The organism is Mycolicibacter kumamotonensis (assembly GCF_002086285.1).
GTDB lineage: Bacteria > Actinomycetota > Actinomycetes > Mycobacteriales > Mycobacteriaceae > Mycobacterium > Mycobacterium kumamotonense.
Map to the genome: position 1 here is coordinate 42,871 of NZ_MVHU01000010.1, position 21,862 is coordinate 64,732.

Below are 21,862 nucleotides of genomic sequence, written 5' to 3' on the forward strand. Positions count from 1 at the left end.
CACAAAGGAGTGTTGTGATGCGCGAATACGTCAAGTTCTACATCGACGGGCAGTGGGTGGACCCGGCCGAACCGAAAACTCTCGATGTCGAGAACCCCGCCACCGAACAGGTCTGCGGCAAGATCGCCCTGGGCTCGTCAGCCGACGTCGACCGCGCGGTCGCGGCAGCCCGGCGGGCCTTCGCCGGCTGGTCACAGAGCAGCCGCGCCGAACGGCTGGATCTGTTGCAGTCGATTCTCGCCGAATATCAGCGCCGCAGCGCCGATCTGGCCGATGCGGTGCATGAGGAGATGGGTGCCCCGCCAGCACTGGCCGCCGGAGCGCAGGTGCAGCTGGGCATCGGGCACATGGTCACCGCGATCGACGCTCTGAAGAACTTCTCGTTCGAAGAACAACGTGGCGAGACCCTGGTCACGCGGGAACCGATCGGCGTGTGTGGCCTGATCACGCCCTGGAACTGGCCGCTGAACCAGATCGCGGTGAAGGTCTATCCGGCCTTGGCGACCGGCTGCACGATGGTGCTGAAACCCTCGGAGGTGGCCCCGTTCTCCGCATACATCTTCACCGAGATCATGGCCGCCGCGGGCGTTCCGGCCGGTGTCTACAACATGGTCAACGGCGACGGCCCCGGAGTGGGGGTGGCCCTGGCGCAGCACCCCGACATCGACATGGTGTCCTTCACCGGCTCGACGCGTGCCGGTGTCTCGGTGGCCGAGAACGCCGCGCCCACGGTGAAGCGGGTGACTCAGGAACTCGGCGGTAAGAGTCCCAACATCGTGCTCGACGACGACGCGTTCGTCGACAGCGTCACCGCCGGCGTGGCGAACATGATGGTCAACTCCGGGCAGAGCTGCAACGCGCCGTCGCGCATGCTGGTGCCCAACTCGCGGATGGAGGAGGCGATCGCGATCGCGAACGCGGTAGCCGGCCAGGTGAAGGTGGGCGATCCCGGTGACGCGAAAGCCATCGGTCCGGTGGCATCGAAGATGCAGTTCGAGAAGGTGCAGGGCCTGATCGAGAAGGGCATCGCCGAAGGTGCGACGGTCGCTGCCGGCGGCGCGGGCCGCCCGGACGGGCTGGACACCGGCTACTACGTCAAGCCGACGGTCTTCGCGCACGTGAACAACCAGATGACGATCGCGCGGGAAGAGATCTTCGGGCCGGTGCTGTGCATCCTGGGCTACGACGACCTCGACGAGGCCGTCGAGATCGCCAACGACACCGATTACGGTCTGGCCGGCTACGTCTCGGCCGCCGACGCCGACGCGGCGCGTGCGGTGGCCCGCCGGATCCGGGCGGGTTGGGTGACCATTAACCACGCCTTCGACATGAACGCGCCGTTCGGCGGTTACAAGCGCAGCGGTAACGGCCGGGAATGGAGCGACGCCGGGTTCCACGAGTATCTGGAGACCAAGAGCACGCTGGGCTACAGCACCGCGGCGGGCTGAGGCCGCAAACTCACTCGTAGTGCACGGTGATCGAGCCGCCTTCGGGTACGCCCTGGCAGGTCAGGATGTACCCGTCGGCGACCTCGTCATCTTCGAGCGCCTTGTTGACGATCATCGTCGCGGACCCCTCACTGATGTGGGCGATGCAGGTTCCGCAGTTGCCGGCCTCGCAGGAGAACGGCGGCGCCAAACCGGCCCGACGGGCGCTGTCCAGCAGGGTCTCCCCGGCGACCCGAGGCACCGACGCCTTCTTGCGCCCGATGTGAATGGTGACGGTCCCGCTCACCTCGGCCGCGGCGCCGGCGTCGGCCGGTGTGGCCGGTGCCGCCCCGGACGCGACATCGAAGTCCTCGACGAAAAGCCGGCCCGGGCCGGGCCAGGCCTCGCGCACCACGGCCATGAAGCCCTCCGGGCCGCACAGGTAGCAGTCGGCGCCGGTGTCGGCGCCGACGAACGCGGTGACGGCGGCCGCGTCGAGGAGGCCGTCGGTGTCGTCGCGATGCCGCTGCACCGACAGCCGGCCCGGGTAGCGGGCGGCGAGGTGGGCCAGTGCATCGTCGAAGATCGCCGCCGCGGAGTCGCGGTCGGCGCAGAGCAGTCGCACGGTGCGGTCGGTGCTGGCCAGTGCGCTCTTGGCCAGCGAGAGGATCGGTGTGATCCCGCTGCCGCCGGAGAACCCCAGCAGCGGAGCGTCCGAGGAATCCAGGCAGAAGGTCCCCGCCGCGCGGGTCATCGTCAACTCATCGCCTTCGGCGACGTTGTCCAGCAACCAATTCGACACCTTGCCGCCGGGAACACGCTTGATCGTGGTCATCAGCTCGGTGTCGGTGTCCGGAGAACTCGACATGGAGTAAGAGCGGTAGAGCTCCTCGCCGTCGACCTTCACCTGGAATGTCGAGTACTGGCCGGCCCGGTAGGCAAACGGAGTCTCGTGCGGAGCCAGGACGAACGTGTACGCGTCGGCGGTCTCCTTGACGATGCGGGTCACGGTAGCCCGCTGGAATACATGAGTGACCGCCATGACCACCCCTTCCGGTTTGCGTTCTTCGTTACAGAGAATACTATTCTCTCAAACCGATAGGATGTTCTCAACATGGTGTCTGGGTTGGCCGGGTCGTCCACCGCGGTGCTCGCGTTCGAGGACCGCCGGTTGCCGCTGCCCGAGCTCGACGAACGCGCCGCCGCGCTGGCCGCCGCGCTGGCCGCCGACGGTGTGGCCGCCGGTGACCGGGTGGCGCTGATGGCGTCGAACCGGCCGGAATTCGTCGTCGCCGTGTACGCCATCTGGCGGCTCGGGGCCGTCGTCGTCTTGATCAGCCCCGCCTGGAAACGCGACGAGGTGGGGCACGCCCTGACGCTGACCGAACCCCGCTACGCGCTCGGCGACCATCCGGTGCTGGCCGAGCTGATGCCGATGCGCCACCTGGACGAACCGGTACCCCCCGGTCCGCCGGCCGGTGCCCCGCCGGCGGTCCCAGCAGCCGCCGGCGTCGACGCCGTACTGGTGTTCAGCTCCGGCACCACCGGCCTGCCCAAGGCGGTCCGGCACACGCACGCCTCGATGGCCGCCGGGGTGCGGCACTGGCGGGATGCGCTGGGATTGACCGCCGCCGACCGGATCCAGGTGGTGACACCGCCGTCCCACATCCTCGGCCTGCTCAACATCCTGACCGCATTGAGCGTCGGGGCGCGGGTACGCCTGCACCGCCGGTTCGACGTCGACGCGATGCTGACAACGATCGCCGAGGATCGGATCACCGTGGAGATGGCGGTGGCGCCGATCGCGCTGGCCATCGCCGGGCATCCGGACCTGGAGTCGTTCGACCTGTCCTCGCTGCGCTTCATCATGTGGGGCGCCACCCCGGTCGCCGCCGCAGTCGCCGAGGAGGTCACCCGGCGCACCGGGGTCCGATGGGTGCCGGCCTACGGCACCAGCGAGCTGCCCGTGCTGTCCTGCAGTGCGATCAACGGAGCCGGCCCGGACGACTCGGATCTGCACACCGTCGGGCATCCGGTGCCCGGGGTCGAGCTGCAGGTGGTGGACGCCGAGACCGGCGAGCCGCTGCCGCACGGCGTGCCCGGGGAGATACGCGCCCGCTCCGAATCACTGATGGCCGGCTACCTGCCGGACGAGGCGACGTCAGAAGTGGTGCGCGAAGGGTGGTTTCACACCGGCGACGTCGGCATCCTCGATGCCGACGGCCGCTTGCGGATCACCGACCGCTGCAAGGAGATGATCAAGGTGCGCGGCTTCCAGGTCGCCCCCGCCGAGATCGAGGCCGTGCTGCACGAGCATCCCGCGGTCGCCGACTGCGGAGTGTTCGGGGTGCCCGACCCGGGTGACGGCGAGGCCGTCGTCGCGGCGGTCGCACTGCGCGAACCGATCGACGAGGCGGAGCTCACGGCGCTGGTGGCTGAGCGCCTCGCGTCCTACAAACGACTCAGCCGAGTGGTGGTCGTTCCCGAGATCCCCCGGCTGCCGTCCGGAAAACTGTTGCGTCGACTACTCAAGGAGCGCCTATGGATGTCCGGCTGAACGCTGAGCAGCGGCAACTGCGGGATGCCGCAGCGAAGCTCGCCGACGACCTGGGGCCGGCGTCGGTCGCCGAACTCGACGATGCCAACCGGGTGGTCCGCCTGGAACGCGCTGTCGCCCAAACCGGTTGGCGATCGCTGCGCTCGGACGGGGCGTCCGGAGTGGAGGTGGCGATCGTCGCCGAGGAGTTCGGACGCGGCCTGGTCGACGTGCCGTTCCTGGGGCCGGTGCTCGCCGATGACCTGGGCCGGCACGTGCCTCTGGGCGCGGAACCAACCACGATCGCCTTCAACGAGAGAGCCATCGACGCGCGCGGCGCCGCCCGGGCCGCGGCGGTGCGCGAGCACGCGGTGCTGACCGCCCCGGTCGGTGCGCTGCGCAGCGGAGCCGACCTGACCCGAACCGGAGCTGAGCTGGCCGGCGCGCTGCAGCAGGCCGGTCAGCTCGGCGCCGAGAGCGCGTCGCGCTGGCAGGCATTGGCGTTGGCGGCGACCGCCGCCGACCTGGTCGGCACCGCGCGCGGCGCACACGCGCTGGCGTGCGACTACGCCAAGATCCGGGAGCAGTACGGCAAACCCATCGGCGGCTATCAGGCCATCGCCCACCTGCTCGCCGAAGGGCTGGCGCTGATCGAGGGCTCGGTGAGTGTGCTGCGGCACGCCGCCTGGGCCGTCGACGAAGCCGATGCGGCCGATGCGGTGCGCGCCGCGCGCATCGCCAAGATCTATTGCGCCCGTACCGCCCGGACGGTCTGCGAGACCGCGATCCAGGTGCACGGCGGTATCGGCAACACCTGGGAATGCCTGGCGCACGTCTACCTGCGGCGGGCACTGACCTCGACCGGCCTGTGGCCCGTGACGATTAGGGAGATCGCTGATGGACTTTCGTGATTCGCCCGCCGAAGCCGACTTCCGCGGCCGGCTTCGGGCCTGGCTGACCGAGCGGGCCGGCACCTTCCCCGCCGCGGGCGACGACGAGTACTGGGCGCGGCAGGGCGAATGGCATCAAGCCCTCTACGGCGCCGGATTCTTCGGGGTGTCCTGGCCGCGCGAGTACGGCGGCCAGGAGCTGCCGCCGGTTTACGACGTGATCGTCGACGAGGAGCTGGCGGCCGCCGGCGCCCCGCCGCGGCCGAGCCTGGGATATCTGGTCGTGGGGCTGGGCCGGCACGCCAGTAAAGAACTGCAGCAACGGTTCCTGCCCGGGATGATCGACGGCACGCAGCGTTGGTGCCAAGGCTTCTCCGAGCCCGGGGCCGGGTCGGACCTGGCGTCGCTGACCACCACGGCGACCCGCGACGGCGACGACTACGTCATCTACGGGCACAAGATCTGGACCAGCTACTCCGACGTCGCAGACTGGTGCCTGCTGCTGGCCCGCACCGACAAGGATGCCCCTCGGCACCGCGGTATCTCGGCGTTCATCATCTCCATGCACCAGCCCGGCATCGAGCAGCGGCCGCTGCAGATGATCAACGGTGTCACCACCGAATTCGGGCAGGTGCTCTTCGACGGTGCGACGGTTCCGGCCAGTCAGATGGTCGGTGCGCCGGGGGAGGGCTGGGCACTGGCGATGACGGTCGTCGGCCATGAGCGAGAGCCGTCGACGCTGGGGTATTCCGCACGCTACGGCAAGCTGGTCCGGCAGATGGCGGCGCGCGTCGAGGGTGCCGGTGCCGATGTTCCGGAGGAATTAGCCTGGGCAGCAGTCGAAACCGAGATGCTGCGGCTGCATGTGCGTCGTCGGCTCTCCGAACAGCTCGACGGGCTGTCGCACGGCCCGGAGGGTTCGCTGGACAAGCTGCTGATGACCTGGGTGGAGCAGTCGGTAGGCCACGCCGCGCTGGCCGTCGGCGGTGTCGACGATCCCGATCTGCTCAGTGCCTACCTGTACAGCCGCGCCCAGAGTGTGATGGGCGGGACCTCGCAGATTCAGAAGAACATCATCGCCGACCGAATCCTGGGATTGAAGTGACCGAGTGGTCGCCAACGCGGGCGGAGCCCGGGTGAAGCGACCAACGTAAGGAGTTTGACATGTACGACGTACCTGCCGAGATCGACGTGCGCGCCGATGGCCCGCTGCGGATCATCACGCTCAATCGACCCGACGCGCTCAATGCGGTCAACGACGCGCTGCACACCGGCCTGGCGAAACTGTGGTCGCAGCTGGAGGAAGATGGCGATGCCCGGGCGGCGGTGCTGACCGGAAGCGGGCGGGCATTCTCGGCCGGTGGCGACTTCGCCTACCTCGACGAGCTGCGCCGCGATGAGAAGCTGCGGGCCAAGACGATCTTGCACGGCCGTGAGATCGTGCTTGGTATGGCGCGCTGCCGCACACCGGTCATCGCCGCGGTCAACGGGCCCGCGGTCGGGCTGGGCTGCAGCCTGGTGGCGCTCAGCGACATCGTCTACATGGCCGAATCCGCTTATCTCGCCGATCCGCACGTGCAGGTGGGCCTGGTCGCCGCCGACGGCGGCCCGCTGACCTGGCCGCTGCAGATGAGCCTGCTGCTGGCCAAGGAGTACGCGCTGACCGGAACACGGATCCCGGCCGCGCGGGCGGTGGAGCTCGGCCTGGCCAACCACGTCGTGGAAGACCCACTGGCCGAGGCGATCTCGTGCGCCAAGCGCATCGCCGAACTGCCCCGCCAGGCGGTCGAGAGCACCAAGCGGCTGCTCAACATCCACCTGGAGCGAGCCGTGCTGGCGGCCCTGGATTTTGCGAACGCCGCCGAAGATCAGTCGTTCAAGACCGAGGACTTCGCCAACATCATCGATCGGCTCACCGCGAACAAGAACTGATCTGCAATGACGATCGCCGAGTTGCTTGCCGCCGCGCGTGACGGATCGGTCCGCGCGACGGGGCGGCTGCTCAGCTTGGTCGAAAGCGGCCGACGGGTCGAGGTGCTCGCCGCCGTCGGCCCGGCTTCGACCCGGGTCATCGGGGTGACCGGGCCGCCGGGCGCGGGCAAGTCCACCACGATCGCGGCCCTGGTGGGGGCGTACCGGGAACGCGATATGCGGGTGGCGGTCCTGGCCGTCGACCCCTCTTCACCGTTCAGCGGCGGCGCCCTGCTCGGCGACCGCATCCGAATGGCCGCCCACATCAACGATCCGGCGGTGCTGATCCGGTCGCTGGCGTCCCGCGGCCACCTCGGCGGACTTGCCGAAGCCGTCCCCGCGGCCATCCAGCTGATGGCCGGACTCGGCTATGACGTCCTGCTGCTGGAGACGGTCGGCGTCGGCCAATCCGAGATCGAGATCGCCGCGATCGCCGATCCGACGATCGTGGTGCTCAATCCCGGTGCCGGCGACGCGGTGCAGGCCGCCAAGGCCGGGCTGCTGGAAGTGGCCGACATCGTGGTGGTCAACAAAGCCGACCGCGAGGGCGCGCAGCAGACCGTACGCGATTTGCGGGTTGAGCTGAAGCACACCGGCGCACCGATTCTCAGCATGATCGCCGCGCAAGGCGAGGGCCTCGGTGAGCTGATGGACACCATTGAGGCGCACCACCGCACCGACAGCCGGGAGCGTCGGCTGGCGCGGGCGCGCGCACAGATCCTGTCGCTGGCGCAGACCCGGCTGCGGACCCACCCGGCGCTGAATCGACTCGCCGAGTCGGTCCTCGACGGGAGCGATGACCCCTACTCGGCGGCGGAGCGGCTGCTGTCGCCGGAGGAGCCGTGACGTTCTAGGGCCTTTTCTGAGCCGACCAGCGGGGCAGGTTCAGCGGCAGATCGTTGTAGGTGGCGATGCCGGGTTCGGCGGCCACCACGGCCGGAATCGCGTTGATCGGCGGCATCGCGGTCATGATGTGGCCGAGCTCGAAGAAATCGTCGATGGATGTCGCCGAAGCGATCATGTCCGGCGGCGGGGTGAAGCCGACCTGCATGTTCACCGTCGGGCGGCCGTCGATGGTGATCTTCCAGCCGTCGCCGTCCAGCTGCCAATCCGGTTCCAGCGTCTGACCTTTGCGCCACCTCACGTTGATGTCGATCACGGTCTCGCCGCCCGCGATGCCCCGCCAGCTGGCGAACACACCGGCCACGTGGCCCGCCGGGATGGTCCACGATGCCATCGCCAGATCCGCGGTGGTCTGGGCGTATTCGGAGACACAGGTGATCTCGTCGAGTTCGACGCCGATCGCGTCGGCGACCAGTTGCACCGCCTCGGCGAATATCGCGGTCCCCTTGGCGGCCATCGGCGCCAGGTCCGGATCGTCGATCGCGACGCCGAAGCCGACCGGGCGCTCGGTGTCGGGGGAGTCATACAGCGTGGTGTCGGCCGATTCGGTGATGGTGATCTTGTCGATCCGGTCGCACGCCGTGGCCGCAACGATCGCCAGTAACTCGGCGAAGCCCGGGCTGACCCCGGAACCGAACAGCGTGGCGCCGCCCTTGCGGCACGCCTCCTCGAGCCGGGCCCGATCGTCACCGAGGTTGCGGCCGGTGATGAACGATGCCGAGGTCACGACGTTGACGCCCGCTGACAGGATCTCCACCAACTCGTCGACGTTGATCCACATCGGGTTGTAGACGACACAGTCCGGTTTCAGCGCCAGCAGCGCCGCGACGTCGTTGGTGGCCGAGACGCCGAGCGGGCCGATGCCGACCAGCTCCCCGACGTCGCGACCGACCTTGTCGTCGGACCACGCGAAAAGCCCGACGAGTTCGTAGTCCGGATTGGCGGTGATCGCCCGGACGGAGCTCTTCCCGACGTTGCCCGTCGTCCACTGAACGATCCGGTACGGGGCGTTCGGCATGGATTTCACCTCGTGTTCTCGGCCCGATTACATCTGCGCCCAGACGATCTTCGTCTGGAGGTAGGTTTCGATGCCGGCCTTGCCGGACTCGTAGCCCCAGCCGGACTGCTTGTAGCCGCCGAACGGCATCGAGTGGTCGAACTGCATCTGGCAGTTCAGCCCCACCGTTCCGGCCTTGAGCCGCTTGGCCAGCCGGTGTGCCCGGCCGAGATTGCTCGTCCATGCGGTGGCGGCCAAACCATAGGTGCTGTTGTTGGCCAGGGCGACCGCCTCGTCGTCGTCGTCGAACGGCAGGATCGTGACCACCGGCCCGAAGATCTCCTCCTGGAACAGCCGACTGGAATCGGGGTCGACGCCGGTGACCACGGTGGGGTGCACGAAGTAGCCCTTGCGGTCCAGCCGGTGGCCGCCGGTGACAAGCTCGTTGCCGTCGGCCTTGCCCTGGTCCAGGTAGCCCAGTACCCGGGTGAGCTGCTTCTGGCTGATCAGCGGACCGACCATGACGCCCTCCTCCTTGGGGCCGCCAAGCTGCATCATGTTGGCCATGTTGGCGATGCCTTCCACCACCCGCTCGTAGACGCCGCGCTGGGCGAAGATGCGCGATCCGCAGACGCAGGCCTGCCCGGAGTGCACGAAGGTGCCGAACGCGGCCATGGTGATGGCCGTGTCCAGGTCGGCGTCGTCGTAGATCAGCACCGGCGACTTGCCGCCGAGCTCCAGGGTCACCTTGTTGAGATTGCTTGCCGCCGAGGAACGCACGATCTCCCGGCCGACTTCGGTCGATCCGGTGAACGCGACCTTCTCGACGTCCGGATGTGCGGTGATCGCCGCGCCGGCGGTGTGGCCGTAGCCGAGCACCATGTTGACCACGCCATCGGGCACTCCGGCCTCGGACAGGATGCGGTCGAGGACCAGTGCCGACAGCGGCGTTTCCTCGGCCGGCTTGACCACACTGCTGCAGCCCGCGGCCAGCGATGGGGCCAGCTTGGCGCAGAAGTTGAAGACCGGACCGTTCCACGGGAAGATCAGCCCCACCACGCCGTAGGGCTCACGCAGCGTGTAGACGTGCTGATGCGACTCGATGCCGGTCAGCCCGCCGGTGTTGACGTCGCGGGCGATGCCGTCGATCTTGGTGCACCAGCCGGCGTAGTAGCGGAACCATTCCGAGCCGACCTTGGTGATGATTGCGGCCTGGGATGCGGGGATGCCCGCGTTGAGCGACTCGAGCTCGGCCAGGACCTCGGCGTTCTCGTCGATGAGGTCGGCGATCTTCCACAGCACCCGGGCCCGGTCGTAGTCGGCCATGCCCGACCACACCCCGGATTCGGCGGTGGCCTTGGCCCGGGCGACGGCGTCGTCGACGGCTTCGGGCCCACAGTCGGTGAACTCGGTGAGCTGCTCTTCGGTGGCCGGGTCGATGATCGGAATCACGTCGCCGGTGCCGGGGACTTTCCGAATGTCGTCCAACACCGCCTGCACCGACATCGATAATCCCCTTCTCACATTTCGATAATTGCGTTCCGCAGCTTGAGGCTATGCGCTTCCTCATGGGAAGTCCAGGGCTCACCCGCGGCGCGGTTGCAGGCTCGGCGGCCGGCGGCGCTCAGCGCAGCGGCGGACGTGCCTAGAGCCCGACTCTGCGCCGGCGGTAAGGGTTCGTGTCCGCGGCGCGGGCGGCATCAGCCGCGGCGGCGGCGAGTGTGCGCGGCGCGGCCGGTCAGTTGCGCGCGAAGCCGTGTGCGCAGAAGTCCCAGACCTCGTCAGCGGTCAGCGGGTTGACCGCCGGATCGGTTGAGGCCGGGCTGGATTGAGCGTTGAACATGACCGTCTGCATGATCATCGCCGCCACCCGCCTGGGGTTGGGTCCGGCGCGCAACTGTCCAGCGGCCGCCGCCTGTTCGGTCAGTTCGGTGAGCAACGTCAGCAGCGGGGTGTGGGCGACCTTCACCTCGGCGGGGTGGGTCAACAGCAGGCTCGGGGCGAAATCGGTGAACAGCGGCCGTTTGGCGGCCGGGTCGGGGCGTGAGGACTCGAAGAGTAACTCGACGGCGACTTTGAGGCGTTCCAACGGATCGGGGTAGTTGGCCGTCGCGGCGCGGATCTGTTCGGCCGCGCGGCTCAGGGCGTCCTCGAAGAGCGCCAGCAACAGTTCGTGTTTTCCGTCGAATTGCAGGTAGAAGCTGCGCAGCGACTGCCGGGAGCGGTCGACGACTTCCTGGACGGTGAAGTCGGTGCTGCCCTTTTCGATGATGATCGACTGCGCCGCATCCAGAAAACGCTGAACGCGTTGCGCCGCACGAATCTTCGCGGTTTTGATGGAGCGTTCGACCGCGCGCTGCTTCCAGGCGGGTTCTTCGCTCGGGCTGGTCACCGGGACTCCGGGCTGGTGTGCGGTAGGAAAGGCACAGCGCAACTGTACGGGACGGTGACCGGCAGCCCGCCCGCGGCACCGGCAGTCGGATGACGATTCAGAGATCGCAACTTCTCCATTCGAGAATGATATTCTCATCCCTGCGTCTATGGAAGCGGACTCGCAAGATCCGAGCCGGTCCGCAATCGGGAGACCCCGGGACGCCCGAACCGAGGAGTGTCGGTGCAACTCGCCTTTGATACCGACGTCGAGAGTTTCCGAGCGGAGTTCTCGGCGTTCCTCGACGAGCATCTGCCCACCGAGGCCGAGGCGCTCGAGCGGTCACAGTCGTGCTCGCACGTCCCGGAGTGGGCGCGGCGCTGGCAGCGCCTGCTGTTCGACAACGGCTGGCTGCTACCGGGCAATCCGCCCGAATTCGGTGGCCGCAACGCGAACATCCTGCAGCAGTACGTGCACTCCGAGGAGCTGTCCCGCCGGCGGATCTACCCCAGCTTCAACCCGCAGGGGGTCGGCATCATCGCGGCTTCCCTGCTCTCGTTCGGGACCGAGGAGCAGAAGCACCGCTGGGCGGTCCCGATCCTGCGTGCCGAGATCACCGCCTCGCTGGGTATGAGCGAACCCGGAGCGGGCTCGGACCTGGCCGGGCTGCAGACCCGCGCGGTGCTTACCGGAGACCACTTCGTGGTCAACGGCCAGAAGGTGTGGACGTCGGGTGCCCACCATGCCGACGTGTTGTTGACCTTCGTCCGCACCGACCCGGACGCGCCGAAGCACAAGGGCATCAGCGTCCTGCTGATACCCACCGACGCCGAAGGCGTGGTGCGGCGCCCGTTCGCGTCCGCATGCGGCCACGACGACGTCGATTTCAACGAGGTCTTCTTCACCGATGTCAAGGTGCCGGCCGAGAACCTGGTCGGCCCGCTCAACGGCGGCTGGGGGGTCGCCAACGGCTCGCTCGGCCATGAACGCACCCTGTTGTGGCTGAGCTTCGCCGATCGGCTGCGCGACCTGATCCATGACTTCCGGCCGGTCGGGGAGCTGGACCGCGACCGCTTCGCCACCTTGTTGATGGACAACCAGGCGCTGCGGCTGCTCGGCTCGGTGGCCCTGGCCCAGGCGGCCCGCGGCGAGCAGGACGTGCCGGCGCTCTCGGTGCTCAAGCTGTTGGGATCCGAGGCGGTGCAGAGCGCCGCCGAGCACGCGCTCGACGCGGCCGGCAGCAGTGGCCTGACCCACCCGGCCAGCTCGGGAAGCTACACACCGATGAACGAGGACTACGCGACCGCGAGTTGGTTCGATCGCTACCTGCGCAGTTTCTCCGGCACCATCGCCGGTGGCACCTCGGAGATCCAGCGCAACATCATCGCCCAACGGGTGTTGGGCCTGCCGCGCTAGTCGCTAGAGCTGCACTAACCGTGGCGCCGAGCGCCGAGCCCGCAGACCCCCGCCGACCCGGCGGGTCAATTCCCGCGTACTGCCGAGCAATCCGTCCAGGACCAGCACCCGCTCGACGTGGTGGTGCAGATCGTGTTCGGCGGTGAAGCCGATGCCGCCGAGCACCTGCTGGCAATGCGCGGCCGCGGTGAGCGCGGCCTTTCCCGCGGCGGCTTTGGCCAGCATTGAAGTCAGGTCCGGGCTTTCCACGACGGGCACCGACAGGGTGGCCTCGGCGCCCTCGATGGCGACCAGGGTTTCGGCGAGCCGGTGCCGAACAGCCTGGAAAGAAGCGATCGGCTTGCCGAACTGCACGCGGTCCAGCGCATGCTCGCGGGCCAGGGCCAGCATGGCTCGCGCCGAGCCGACCAGCCACCACCCCAACGCGCGGCGGGCCTCACCCACGCGCATCAGCTCCCCGCCGGGCACCGTTCGCAGCGGAAGCCCGCCGAGAACGGGATTGTCGCGATTGCCCTCGCCCCGTTCCCAGATCACCCAGCTACCGCCGGCGAAGGGCATCGGGGGAGTGCCGCCAGGCAGGCCGCCGATGGTCTCCAGTATCACGTCGTTGAGCACCGACGCGTGCGCCCCGGTCTCTCCGAGCAGCCGGAAGACTAGCGGGATCGCCAGGTCCGGGTCGTCGGAAAGCATTTCCGCCCAACCGAGTTCGGCCAGGGCTTGGTCCAGCTCGGGGCCGGAATGCGACGCCATGGTCTTGCGCAGGGTGTCTTCCAGCAGCGCGATCGACGTGGCATCCATTCCGGTGGTCACCGTCATTCCTTCCCCAGGTCGAGCAGTCGGCGGGCGATGATGTTGCGCTGGATCTCCGACGTGCCGCCGTAGATGGTCGCCGCGCGGGAGTAGAGAAACTCGGTGCGCCAGGACGAATCATCGAGCTCAATGGTTCCCGGCAGCAGGTCGCGCACCGTGTCGAACAGCTTCTGTTCGGCGGTGGCCAGCAGTACCTTGTCGATCGAGGTTTCCGGGCCCAGCCGCACTCCGCCGGCCAGGCGGTGCTGGGTGGCGCGGGATCGGCAGCGCAGCGTATGCAATGCGAGGTAGGCCTCGCCCAGATCGGCGTCATCGACCTCGGTCGTCTCGGCGATGAGTCGATCCAGACGGGAGTACAGGTAGGCGATGCGTTGCCAGAAGCAGGTGGAGCGCTCGAACGGCAGCAGATCCATGGCGAGCCGCCAGCCGTCGCCGGGCTTGCCGAGCATGCGGTCGCCGGGGACCACCACGTCGTCGAAGTAGACCTCGCAGAATTCGTCCACGCCGTGCATCGTCCGTAGCGGGCGAACGGTGATGCCGGGGGCGTCCATGTCGACGAAGAACGCGGTGATCCCGTCATGCCCGGGAGCGGTGCGGGTCAGCAGGACGCAGCGCGTCGAATACTGAGCGAAGCTGGTCCAGACCTTCTGGCCCTTGATGATCCAGTTGTCGCCGTCGGGAGTGGCGCGGGTGGACAGCGATGCCAGATCGCTGCCGGAGCCCGGCTCGGAGAAGCCCTGGCACCACTGTTCGCGACCGGACAGCAGCCGGGGAACCATTTCCGCGGCGAGTTCCGGCGGCGCGTAGTCGATCATGGTCGGCGCCAGCACTTCCAGCATCGAGTACGGGCCGGGTTCGGCGAGCCCACGGCCGACGACCTCTTCCCCGACGACCGCCCGCAGCATCGCCGGACCGCCCAAGCCACCGGCCTCGACCGGCCAGCCGTAGCGCATCCAGTCGGCCTCGTACAGCGCGGCGCAAACCCGGCCGAACTGCTTGACGTGGCCCTCCAGGGAGTGATCCGGGCCGGGGGTCAGGTCGTTCTCGTCGAGCCAGGCGCGCAGATCCGCGTGGAATTCAGAAACATTCATTTCGCTGAGGGGCGACCGATCGCGTGCGGACGGCCCGAGTCATGTGCACCACTGCGGCGGATGAACGTCATCGCCCGGGTCTTGAGCCGCCACCCGTCCGCGGTCCGCACATAGGTGTCGTTGTAGTAGCCGATCCGCATGTCGTGGCTGGCGTGGTCGATGAAGCACAGCGGTTGGGTGCCGGTAGCGGTGTCACCCTCCAGCTCGATCACCGGGTTTCCGGTCATGAACAAGCCCTTGGGGGCGGCGTCCACCAGCACCGGAAACCGGTCCAGCGAATAGGTTTCGCCGAATGCGCTGTAGGTTCCATCCGGGGTGAACACCGCCACCAGTCCGTCGATGTCGCCCTGGGTGATCGTCACCGCGTAACGCGCGAGCAGTTGCTGGATTTCGACCAGCTCGTCAGTTCTTGTTGACATACACCTGACCGCCTTTCATGACGAACTTTACGTTTTGAGTAACGGTGATGTCGGACAACGGATCTCCCGGCACACCGATGATGTCTGCGAGTAGGCCCTCGGCCAGTCGGCCGCGGTCGGTGGCGTTGATCAGTTCGGCCGCAGTCACCGTCGCGGCCCGCAGCACCGCCGTCGGCGGCATGCCCCAATCGACCAGGGTGACCAGCTCGTCGGCGTTGCGGCCGTGCGGGATCGCGGGTGCGTCGGTGCCCACGGCGATCTTGACCCCGGCCTCGTAGGCGGCCTTGATCGAGGTGCGGGCCTTGGGGAACATCTCGGCTGCCTTGGCCTGAAGTACGGGCGGCGCCTTGGACACATCCATCGCCTCGGCCAGGCGCCGGGTGGTGACCAGGAAGCGGTCGTGCTCGACGAGCATCGCTATCGCCTCGTCGTCCATCAAAAACCCGTGTTCGATGCAGTCGATTCCGCATGCCACCGCGTGTTTGACCGCTTCGGCGCCGTGGGTGTGGGCGGCCACCCGCAGCCCGCGCCGGTGCGCCTCGTCGACGATGACACGCAGCTCTTCATCCGAATAGTGTTGGGCGCCGGCCTCTCCGGTCAGCGACATGACGCCGCCCGAGCAGCACACCTTGATCAGCTGCGCCCCGTGCTTGATCTGATAGCGGACCGCCTTGCGGATCTCGTCGACGCCGTTGGCGATGCCCTCCTCGACAGTCAGCTCCAGCACGCCGGGCATGAACGCCGCGAACATCGTCGGATCCAGATGACCGCCGGTCGGGGTGATCGCGTGACCGGCCGGCACCACCCGGGGCCCCTCGATCCAGCCGGCGTCGATCGCCTTGCCCAGTGCGACATCGAGCAGATAGCCGCCGGTCTTGACGAACAAACCGAGGTTGCGCACGGTGGTGAAGCCGGCTCGCAGGGTGCGCCGCGCATTGCCCACCGCCCGCAGCACCCGGGTCGGCGGATCATCCTGCACCTGAGACAGGCCGGGGTTCTCGCCCCGGCCGCCCATCAGCAGGTTGACCTCCATGTCCATCAAGCCGGGCAGCAGGATCAGGTCGCCCAGATCCAGCGTCTCCGCCGAAGGGTCTGCTGAACCGCCGACCCCGACGATCCGATCGCCTTCGACCCGGATGACACCGGGCCGGATGATCTCACCGGAGTCGACGTCGAGCAGCCCGGCCGCCTTGAGCGTCAGCACCTTTAGACGACCGGTTCCTTGATGCAGTCGATCCAGGCGGCGCCGCTGTCGGGCACTCGGGGCTGTTTCCACGCTTCGATCGGGAACGACACCATCACCAAAGACTGCAAGACGTGCATCAGCGAGCGCGCATCATCGGGCAGATCATCCAGGTCGAACTTGTCCAGGTAGGTGATGGCGTCCTCCAGCCGCCCGAACGCGGCGTCGTAGAACTCCTGCATCTCGCCCATGGTCGAGGCCAGCCGCTTGGCATAGCGCTCGGGCTCGGTAGCCAGATCCCAGTCGGCGTAGGGTTCCAGGTCGGCGAAGTCAGACGGTAGCGCCATTCGCGTGCTCCTTCTTGTATTCGGATACGTAGTCACGGGCGGTCTTGTGCAGGTGTCGAATCAGGACCTCCTGGTCGCACAGCAGGAAGCCGTCCACGACCTTGGTGCCGATCATGGTCTGGGTGGCTTCCAGGGTGTTGGCGTCCTGCAGCGCGTATTCCTTGAAGGTCACCGCGGCCAGTTCCTGGGCCAGACGCTCCCGGGCATTGCGCGGCGGCACGAAGTACAGGCTCGCTTCGAAGGTGTGCTTGTCGGCGGCGGTCGGCCAGTACTGGTAGGTCAGGTACCAACCCGGCTCCCAGATCAGAATCATGAAGTTGGGGAAGAACACGAACGAGTCGATGCCCCACTGCGGTACCCGTTTGATGTTCACCGACGGCGGCAATTCCTTGAGGTCGGCAATGACATCCGGCTTGTCCCAGGGGCCGAACAGTCCGCTGCGCAGCGCCCGGTCCAACGGCTTGACCATGTTGAGGTCCGCCGGCGGCGACTGACCACCCCACGTCGATTGCAGGCTGTGCGGCCCGGCCAGCTCGTAATGCAGCGCTTCGTAGCCGAACTTCTGGATTTTGGCGGCTTCTTCCTTGGTGTACTGGCCCTGGTGCAGGATCGGCGCGTGGTAGAACTCCACGAACGCGTCGAGGAACAGCTTCCAGTTGCTGCCGATATCGGACTTGTAGGAGTAGACCTCGGTCATCTCGCCGAACGGGTAGCCCTCGATGCCCTTGGCCAGCGGGCCGAGGTATTCGTTGAGCGGTCCGGCGTTGTCGTCGAAGTTGACGAAGATGAAACCTTCCCAGACCTCGCAGCGCACCGGCACCAGCCCGTACTGGCTCTTGTCGACGTCGAAGAACTCGCCCTCCTGCTGGATGAAGGTGAGATCCCCGTCCAGGCTGTAGCGCCAGGCGTGATACTTGCAGGTGAACTGGCGGCACGTGCCTTCGGTTTCCTCATTGGGAAAGTCGTTCCACACCAGCTTGTTTCCGCGGTGCCGGCAGATGTTGTGGAAGGCCCGCACCACACCGTCCTTGCCCTTGACGACGATGATCGAGGTGCCCTTGCATACCGAGGGCAACTCCCGGGTGAAGTAGCTGCCGACCTTGGGGAGCCGCTCGATGCGACCGACGTTGAGCCAGGTGCGCTTGAAGATCGCCTCCTGCTCGTCGGCGAAATGCGCCGGGTCGAACGAGTCGCTGTAATCGACCGGTTCGGTGCCGAGCTCGGGATAAGCCTGCGTCCAGCTACCTGCTGCCGGCTTGGGGAAATGGGGCACGGTACTACCTCCCTGATTCGGGTTCTTCATCGAGTTCAACGCCAAAGGTGTTGAAGGCCATGGCCAACATGCAGTAGCAGCCGACCGTGAAGACGAGTTCCATCAACTGCGTCTCGTTCAGGTGCTTGGTGAGGATCACTTCGGTGGCGGGGGAGAGCCGGGAAGCCTCGTCGAGTTCGTCGGCCGCGTTCACCACGGCCTGGTGGAGCTCGTCGCGTCCCGCGCCGTGTTGCAGGTCTTCGATGTCGGAGTCGGTGAGCCCGGCCTCTTTGCCGATCGTGATGTGGTGGACCCACTCGTATTCGCAGCCGCGGCGGTGGGCGGTCCGCAGGATGGCGAGCTCGCGCAGCTTGTCGGGCAGCGTTCCGCGGTAGAGCAGTTCGACGTTGAACTTCAGGAATGCCCGGGCCAGTTTCGGGTGGTGCACCAGCATGGTCATCGCGGAGCCGGCGTCGCGCGGGTTGCGTCGATCCGCGGTCAAGACCTGAGCGAGCGCACGCTGGACCGCCTCATCGTCCCACCGGGACTCCGACAGCGGGGTCAGGCGCATCTGCTCCTCCTCGATTGCGAGAATCATATTCTCATATTTGATAATAGATTTCCATGTTTCCGGCGTTTGGTCAATACTGGGTCGTCAGCGCAGGTAGAGCAGACGCCGGCCCGGCCTAGGCGTCGCCGGAGGGGTCGGGGGGTCTCCCACCGGTGGATCGCCAGAAGGTTGATTCTCGGAAAACGGGAAGCTAGTTTCCATGGGAGACGACAGAAGCGTCACGGGGACCGGTGTCGCTGCCGGCCCGGATCGGAGGATGGCCGTGAACAAGGACGAGATGATTCTCATCAGCGTCGACGACCACACCGTTGAGCCGCCGGACATGTTCGCCAACCACCTACCGCGCAAGTACCTCGATGACGCGCCGCGCCTGGTGCACAATCCCGATGGCTCCGACACCTGGCAATTCCGCGACGTGGTGATCCCCAATGTCGCGCTCAACGCGGTCGCCGGACGTCCCAAGGAGGAGTACGGGCTCGAGCCCCAGGGCCTCGACGAGATCCGGCCCGGTTGCTACAACGTCGACGAGCGGATCAAGGACATGAATGCCGGCGGCATCCTGGGCTCGATCTGCTTCCCGTCATTCCCCGGCTTCGCCGGCCGACTGTTCGCCACCGAGGACCCGGACTTCTCCGTCGCACTGGTGCAGGCCTACAACGACTGGCACATCGACGAGTGGTGTGGGGCCTATCCCGGACGGTTCATCCCGATGGCGCTCCCGGTGATCTGGGATGCCGAGAAGTGCGCGGCCGAAGTGCGGCGGGTCGCGAAGAAGGGCGTGCACGCCCTGACCTTCACCGAGAATCCGGCGGCGATGGGGTACCCGAGCTTTCACAACGAGTACTGGAACCCATTGTGGCAGGCGCTGTGTGACACCGACATGGTGCTCAACGTGCACATCGGGTCGTCGGGCAAGCTGGTGATCACCGCGCCCGACGCGCCGATGGACGTGATGATCACCCTGCAGCCGATGAACATCGTCCAGGCTGCGGCGGATTTGCTGTGGTCCCGGCCGATCAAGGAGTATCCCGATCTCAAGATCGCACTGTCCGAGGGCGGCACCGGGTGGATCCCGTATTTTCTGGAGCGGGCGGATCGGACCTATGACATGCATTCGGTCTGGACCGGCCAGGATTTCGGCGGCAAGCTGCCCTCGGAGATCTTCCGTGAGCACTTCCTGACCTGCTTCATCTCCGACCCGGTCGGGGTGAAGCTGCGTCACGACATCGGCGTGGACAACATCGCCTGGGAAGCCGACTATCCACACAGCGATTCGATGTGGCCCGGGGCTCCCGAGGAACTCTGGGACGTGCTGAGCGCCAACGACGTCCCCGACGACGAGATCGACAAGATCACCCACCGCAACGCCATGGAGTGGTATTCGTTCGACCCGTTCGCTCACGTCCCCCGCGAGCAGGCAACCGTGGGCGCCCTGCGGGCCGCCGCGGCGGGCCACGACGTCTCCATCCGCGCACTGAGCCAACACAAGCACGGGGAACGGCAGGCGAACGCGCTGGCCGAAGCCGCGCGGGCTAACAGCTGATCTCACCTCGCGGGCGTTGACGCGGCCCCGCCGGTATGTAAGGCTGTTTAGCACATACGAGAATGTCATTCTCGAATGTGAGATCGTTGCTGAAGGGAGCGAGACGGTTGGTGATGGATCCGGACGCGATTGACTTCTTTCAGGACCCCGCCGTAGTGGCCGACCCGTATCCCTACCTGCGCGCGCTGCGGGAGCGCTCGCCGGTCACCCGGGAACCGCACCACGGAGTGATGATGGTGACCGGTTGGGACGAGGCGTGCGCGGTGGCCGGCAATGCCGAGGTGTTCTCCTCGTGTATCGCGGTCACCGGCCCGTTTCCAGGCTTCCCGGTTCCGCTCGACGGTGACCTGGGCGGTGAGACCGTCGCCGGTCTGATCGACAAGCACCGTGATGAACTGCCATTCAGCGACCAGCTGCCGACACTGGACCCCCCGACGCACACCAACCACCGCGCGCTGCTGATGCGGCTGCTCACCCCCAAGCGCCTCAAGGAGAACGAGGACGCCATGTGGGAGCTCGCCGATGCGGTGCTCGACGGGTTCCTCGCGTCCGGCGCCGGTGAATTCATCAGCGGCTTCGCGGCGCCTTTCACCCTGCTCGTCATCGCCGACCTGCTGGGGGTGCCGCCCGAGGACCGTGACGAGTTCGTCAAGAACATGCACCACAACGTCGGCGGTGGGGTCGGCAGTACCGATGCCAAGGCGCTGGCGCACAGTCCGCTGGAATTCCTCTACGCCACCTTCGCCGGCTACATCGCTGATCGCCGCAGCACGCCTCGCGATGATGTGCTCACCGGCATGGCCCAGGCGACGTTCCCCGACGGCTCCATTCCGGACCCGATGGATGTGGCCCGGGTGGCCGCCAACGTCTATTCGGCGGGGCAGGAGACCACGGTGCGCCTGCTCGGGTCCGCGCTGAAGATCATCGGCGAGCAGCCCGACATCCAGCAGCGCCTTCGCGATGACCGCAGCCTGATCCCGAACTTCATCGAGGAGGTGCTGCGTTTCGAGAGCCCGGTCAAGGGTGACTTCCGGCTCTCCCGGGTGGACACCGAGGTGGGCGGAGTCGAGATCCCAGCCGGCACAACGCTGATGGTGATCAGCGCCGGCGCGAATCGGGATCCACGCCGCTTCACCGATCCCGACATCTTCGATCCCTCCCGCGCCAACGCACGCCAGCACATCACCTTCGGGCGCGGCATTCACAGCTGCCCCGGCGCGCCGCTCGCACGGGCCGAGACCCGGATTGCGATCGAGCGGCTGCTGGATCGCACGGCCGAGATCAGGATCTCCGAGGAGCGGCACGGGCCCGCCGGCGCCCGGCGGTTCGCCTACATACCGACCTACATCCTGCGTGGCCTGATCGACCTGAACCTGGAATTCACACTGGCCGGGCAGGCAGCGCGATGAAGGCATGGGTTGACCCGGACCGCTGTGCGGGCCACGGTATCTGCACCACGATCTGCCCCGAGGTGTTCGCCATCAACGACGACGGGTATTCGGAGGTCACCGTCGACGAGGTGCCACCGCAGTTCGAGGACGCGGTGCGCGATGCCATCAAGCAGTGCCCCGAACATGCCATCGATGATGTCACCGATTCGCAAGAGGAGAACTGATGTCCAACGGGCCCAAGGGATATGTCATTCTGACCGAGGCCATCAAGGATCCGGACGGCATGCTCGCCTACGGTAAGGCGGCTCAGCCGACGATGGCTTCGGGCGGCGCGACGATCCTTGCTGTCGAGACCCGGCCCGAGGTGCTCGAAGGCGACTGGCACGGCAACCAGACCGTGGTCCTGGAGTTCGAATCGGTAGAAGCCGCCCGGGCCTGGTATCACTCCGAGGGTTATCAGCAGGCGGCGAAGCTGCGGCAGGCGGCCGCGGACTGCAACGCGGTCATCCTCTCCGGGTTTCCGGCGCGCTAGTCGTCTTCCTCGACGATCGACAGCGCCTGCCGGGGGCATCGCCGGATCGCTTCGAGGACATCGCGTTCGGTTTCCGGGGTGATCTCCGGCTTGAGGATGTGCAGATTATCCTCGTCATCGACGTCGAACACCTCGGGGTTGATACCCATGCAGACCGCATTGGCCTCGCACAACCCGTAATCGACTGCAACCTTTCGTGTCGTCATCCGCGG

The 21,862-nt window shown here is 67.1% G+C and carries 22 protein-coding genes and 1 pseudogene; 11 read left to right on the plus strand and 12 right to left on the minus strand.

Translation table 11 applies throughout. The annotated features are described in order from the left end of the window. The first annotated feature begins 17 nt into the window (after positions 1–17). Positions 18–1,448, plus strand: coding sequence for an aldehyde dehydrogenase family protein (locus tag BST28_RS08995; RefSeq protein WP_029249553.1), 1,431 nt, complete (start codon positions 18–20; stop codon positions 1,446–1,448). Between the two features lie 10 nt (positions 1,449–1,458). Here the strand turns inward: BST28_RS08995 and BST28_RS09000 are convergent, their stop codons facing one another. After that, entirely contained in the window at positions 1,459–2,469 is a 1,011-nt protein-coding gene (locus BST28_RS09000; protein WP_065288555.1) for a ferredoxin--NADP reductase, read from the minus strand. Positions 2,470–2,541: 72 nt separating this feature from the next. On the opposite strand from BST28_RS09000, the pseudogene BST28_RS09005 reads away from it, so the two are divergent. From BST28_RS09005 to meaB, 5 genes and pseudogenes are all read left to right on the plus strand, one after another. Next, positions 2,542–3,991 (plus strand): annotated as a pseudogene (locus tag BST28_RS09005) (class I adenylate-forming enzyme family protein). Then, on the plus strand, positions 3,969–4,874 hold the full coding sequence (locus tag BST28_RS09010) for an acyl-CoA dehydrogenase family protein (protein WP_083080734.1): 906 nt from the start codon (positions 3,969–3,971) through the stop codon (positions 4,872–4,874). Before BST28_RS09005 ends, BST28_RS09010 begins: the two are co-directional and overlap by 23 nt. Continuing rightward, the gene (locus tag BST28_RS09015) at positions 4,861–5,958 is read left to right on the plus strand and encodes an acyl-CoA dehydrogenase family protein (protein WP_019736395.1); all 1,098 of its coding nucleotides are present in this window, start codon (positions 4,861–4,863) and stop codon (positions 5,956–5,958) included. Before BST28_RS09010 ends, BST28_RS09015 begins: the two co-directional genes overlap by 14 nt. 59 nt (positions 5,959–6,017) lie before the next feature. Continuing rightward, positions 6,018–6,785: an enoyl-CoA hydratase/isomerase family protein gene (locus BST28_RS09020; protein WP_019736394.1), complete on the plus strand. Its 768-nt coding sequence runs from the start codon at positions 6,018–6,020 to the stop codon at positions 6,783–6,785. A gap of 6 nt (positions 6,786–6,791) precedes the next feature. Further along, entirely contained in the window at positions 6,792–7,670 is an 879-nt protein-coding gene (gene meaB / locus BST28_RS09025) for a methylmalonyl Co-A mutase-associated GTPase MeaB (RefSeq protein WP_065288551.1), read from the plus strand. Between the two features lie 4 nt (positions 7,671–7,674). Here the strand turns inward: meaB and BST28_RS09030 are convergent, their stop codons facing one another. The 3 genes from BST28_RS09030 to BST28_RS09040 all read right to left on the minus strand — a co-directional run bounded on the left by BST28_RS09030 (position 7,675) and on the right by BST28_RS09040 (position 11,116). Then, on the minus strand, positions 7,675–8,745 hold the full coding sequence (locus tag BST28_RS09030) for an NAD(P)H-dependent amine dehydrogenase family protein (RefSeq protein WP_083080775.1): 1,071 nt from the start codon (positions 8,743–8,745) through the stop codon (positions 7,675–7,677). Between the two features lie 27 nt (positions 8,746–8,772). Continuing rightward, a complete protein-coding gene (locus BST28_RS09035; RefSeq protein WP_083080736.1) occupies positions 8,773–10,230 on the minus strand; it encodes an aldehyde dehydrogenase family protein in 1,458 nt (485 codons plus the stop codon). A 232-nt stretch (positions 10,231–10,462) separates the two neighbouring features. Next, a complete protein-coding gene (locus tag BST28_RS09040; RefSeq protein WP_019736390.1) occupies positions 10,463–11,116 on the minus strand; it encodes a TetR/AcrR family transcriptional regulator in 654 nt (217 codons plus the stop codon). 222 nt (positions 11,117–11,338) lie between these two features. Here BST28_RS09040 and BST28_RS09045 point away from each other — a divergent pair, with 222 nt between their 5' ends. Further along, positions 11,339–12,511: an acyl-CoA dehydrogenase family protein gene (locus tag BST28_RS09045; protein ID WP_029249071.1), complete on the plus strand. Its 1,173-nt coding sequence runs from the start codon at positions 11,339–11,341 to the stop codon at positions 12,509–12,511. A gap of 3 nt (positions 12,512–12,514) precedes the next feature. Here the strand turns inward: BST28_RS09045 and BST28_RS09050 are convergent, their stop codons facing one another. The 7 genes from BST28_RS09050 to BST28_RS09080 are packed head-to-tail and all read right to left on the minus strand — an operon-like array spanning position 12,515 to position 18,184. Next, entirely contained in the window at positions 12,515–13,327 is an 813-nt protein-coding gene (locus tag BST28_RS09050; protein WP_019736388.1) for an acyl-CoA dehydrogenase family protein, read from the minus strand. Then, positions 13,324–14,412, minus strand: a complete 1,089-nt coding sequence (locus BST28_RS09055) for an acyl-CoA dehydrogenase family protein (RefSeq protein WP_083080739.1) — start codon at positions 14,410–14,412, stop codon at positions 13,324–13,326. Before BST28_RS09055 ends, BST28_RS09050 begins: the two co-directional genes overlap by 4 nt. Continuing rightward, positions 14,409–14,831, minus strand: coding sequence for a nuclear transport factor 2 family protein (locus BST28_RS09060; protein WP_083080741.1), 423 nt, complete (start codon positions 14,829–14,831; stop codon positions 14,409–14,411). The genes BST28_RS09055 and BST28_RS09060 overlap by 4 nt, the downstream gene beginning before the upstream one ends. Then, positions 14,815–16,035, minus strand: a complete 1,221-nt coding sequence (locus BST28_RS09065) for a metal-dependent hydrolase family protein (protein ID WP_083080744.1) — start codon at positions 16,033–16,035, stop codon at positions 14,815–14,817. The genes BST28_RS09060 and BST28_RS09065 overlap by 17 nt, the downstream gene beginning before the upstream one ends. Before the next feature lie 2 nt (positions 16,036–16,037). Further along, on the minus strand, positions 16,038–16,361 hold the full coding sequence (locus BST28_RS09070; protein ID WP_019736384.1) for a hypothetical protein: 324 nt from the start codon (positions 16,359–16,361) through the stop codon (positions 16,038–16,040). Then, positions 16,345–17,634 (minus strand): aromatic ring-hydroxylating oxygenase subunit alpha, encoded by a 1,290-nt coding sequence (locus tag BST28_RS09075; RefSeq protein ID WP_083080747.1) that lies wholly within the window; start codon positions 17,632–17,634, stop codon positions 16,345–16,347. The genes BST28_RS09070 and BST28_RS09075 overlap by 17 nt, the downstream gene beginning before the upstream one ends. A 4-nt stretch (positions 17,635–17,638) precedes the next feature. Next, positions 17,639–18,184, minus strand: a complete 546-nt coding sequence (locus BST28_RS09080) for a carboxymuconolactone decarboxylase family protein (RefSeq protein WP_029249070.1) — start codon at positions 18,182–18,184, stop codon at positions 17,639–17,641. Between the two features lie 262 nt (positions 18,185–18,446). Between BST28_RS09080 and BST28_RS09085 the strand changes: the two genes are divergently transcribed. The 4 genes from BST28_RS09085 to BST28_RS09100 all read left to right on the plus strand — a co-directional run bounded on the left by BST28_RS09085 (position 18,447) and on the right by BST28_RS09100 (position 21,650). Continuing rightward, positions 18,447–19,727, plus strand: a complete 1,281-nt coding sequence (locus BST28_RS09085; RefSeq protein WP_029249069.1) for an amidohydrolase family protein — start codon at positions 18,447–18,449, stop codon at positions 19,725–19,727. 113 nt (positions 19,728–19,840) lie between these two features. Next, complete coding sequence (locus BST28_RS09090; RefSeq protein ID WP_083080750.1) at positions 19,841–21,136, plus strand: cytochrome P450; 1,296 nt, start codon at positions 19,841–19,843, stop codon at positions 21,134–21,136. Beyond that, positions 21,133–21,342 (plus strand): ferredoxin, encoded by a 210-nt coding sequence (locus BST28_RS09095; protein WP_019736379.1) that lies wholly within the window; start codon positions 21,133–21,135, stop codon positions 21,340–21,342. The genes BST28_RS09090 and BST28_RS09095 overlap by 4 nt, the downstream gene beginning before the upstream one ends. Beyond that, a complete protein-coding gene (locus BST28_RS09100) occupies positions 21,342–21,650 on the plus strand; it encodes a DUF1330 domain-containing protein (protein WP_019736378.1) in 309 nt (102 codons plus the stop codon). Before BST28_RS09095 ends, BST28_RS09100 begins: the two co-directional genes overlap by 1 nt. On the opposite strand, the gene BST28_RS09105 is transcribed toward BST28_RS09100, so the two are convergent. Further along, entirely contained in the window at positions 21,647–21,856 is a 210-nt protein-coding gene (locus tag BST28_RS09105; RefSeq protein WP_019736377.1) for a ferredoxin, read from the minus strand. The two genes, BST28_RS09100 and BST28_RS09105, sit on opposite strands and share 4 nt — an antisense overlap. Positions 21,857–21,862 lie beyond the last annotated feature (6 nt).

What these genes read in the sequence shown, in the direction of transcription:
- BST28_RS09080 (WP_029249070.1), bottom strand. Translation starts at nt 18,184, where the DNA reads ATGCGCCTGACCCCGCTGTCGGAGTCCCGGTGGGACGATGAGGCGGTC.
- BST28_RS09100 (WP_019736378.1), top strand. Translation starts at nt 21,342, where the DNA reads ATGTCCAACGGGCCCAAGGGATATGTCATTCTGACCGAGGCCATCAAG.
- BST28_RS09050 (WP_019736388.1), bottom strand. Translation starts at nt 13,327, where the DNA reads ATGACGGTGACCACCGGAATGGATGCCACGTCGATCGCGCTGCTGGAA.
- BST28_RS09030 (WP_083080775.1), bottom strand. Translation starts at nt 8,745, where the DNA reads ATGCCGAACGCCCCGTACCGGATCGTTCAGTGGACGACGGGCAACGTC.
- BST28_RS09060 (WP_083080741.1), bottom strand. Translation starts at nt 14,831, where the DNA reads ATGTCAACAAGAACTGACGAGCTGGTCGAAATCCAGCAACTGCTCGCG.
- BST28_RS09105 (WP_019736377.1), bottom strand. Translation starts at nt 21,856, where the DNA reads ATGACGACACGAAAGGTTGCAGTCGATTACGGGTTGTGCGAGGCCAAT.
- BST28_RS09095 (WP_019736379.1), top strand. Translation starts at nt 21,133, where the DNA reads ATGAAGGCATGGGTTGACCCGGACCGCTGTGCGGGCCACGGTATCTGC.
- BST28_RS09090 (WP_083080750.1), top strand. Translation starts at nt 19,841, where the DNA reads ATGGATCCGGACGCGATTGACTTCTTTCAGGACCCCGCCGTAGTGGCC.
- BST28_RS08995 (WP_029249553.1), top strand. Translation starts at nt 18, where the DNA reads ATGCGCGAATACGTCAAGTTCTACATCGACGGGCAGTGGGTGGACCCG.
- BST28_RS09020 (WP_019736394.1), top strand. Translation starts at nt 6,018, where the DNA reads ATGTACGACGTACCTGCCGAGATCGACGTGCGCGCCGATGGCCCGCTG.
- meaB (WP_065288551.1), top strand. Translation starts at nt 6,792, where the DNA reads ATGACGATCGCCGAGTTGCTTGCCGCCGCGCGTGACGGATCGGTCCGC.
- BST28_RS09010 (WP_083080734.1), top strand. Translation starts at nt 3,969, where the DNA reads ATGGATGTCCGGCTGAACGCTGAGCAGCGGCAACTGCGGGATGCCGCA.
- BST28_RS09055 (WP_083080739.1), bottom strand. Translation starts at nt 14,412, where the DNA reads ATGAATGTTTCTGAATTCCACGCGGATCTGCGCGCCTGGCTCGACGAG.
- BST28_RS09035 (WP_083080736.1), bottom strand. Translation starts at nt 10,230, where the DNA reads ATGTCGGTGCAGGCGGTGTTGGACGACATTCGGAAAGTCCCCGGCACC.
- BST28_RS09015 (WP_019736395.1), top strand. Translation starts at nt 4,861, where the DNA reads ATGGACTTTCGTGATTCGCCCGCCGAAGCCGACTTCCGCGGCCGGCTT.
- BST28_RS09070 (WP_019736384.1), bottom strand. Translation starts at nt 16,361, where the DNA reads ATGGCGCTACCGTCTGACTTCGCCGACCTGGAACCCTACGCCGACTGG.
- BST28_RS09000 (WP_065288555.1), bottom strand. Translation starts at nt 2,469, where the DNA reads ATGGCGGTCACTCATGTATTCCAGCGGGCTACCGTGACCCGCATCGTC.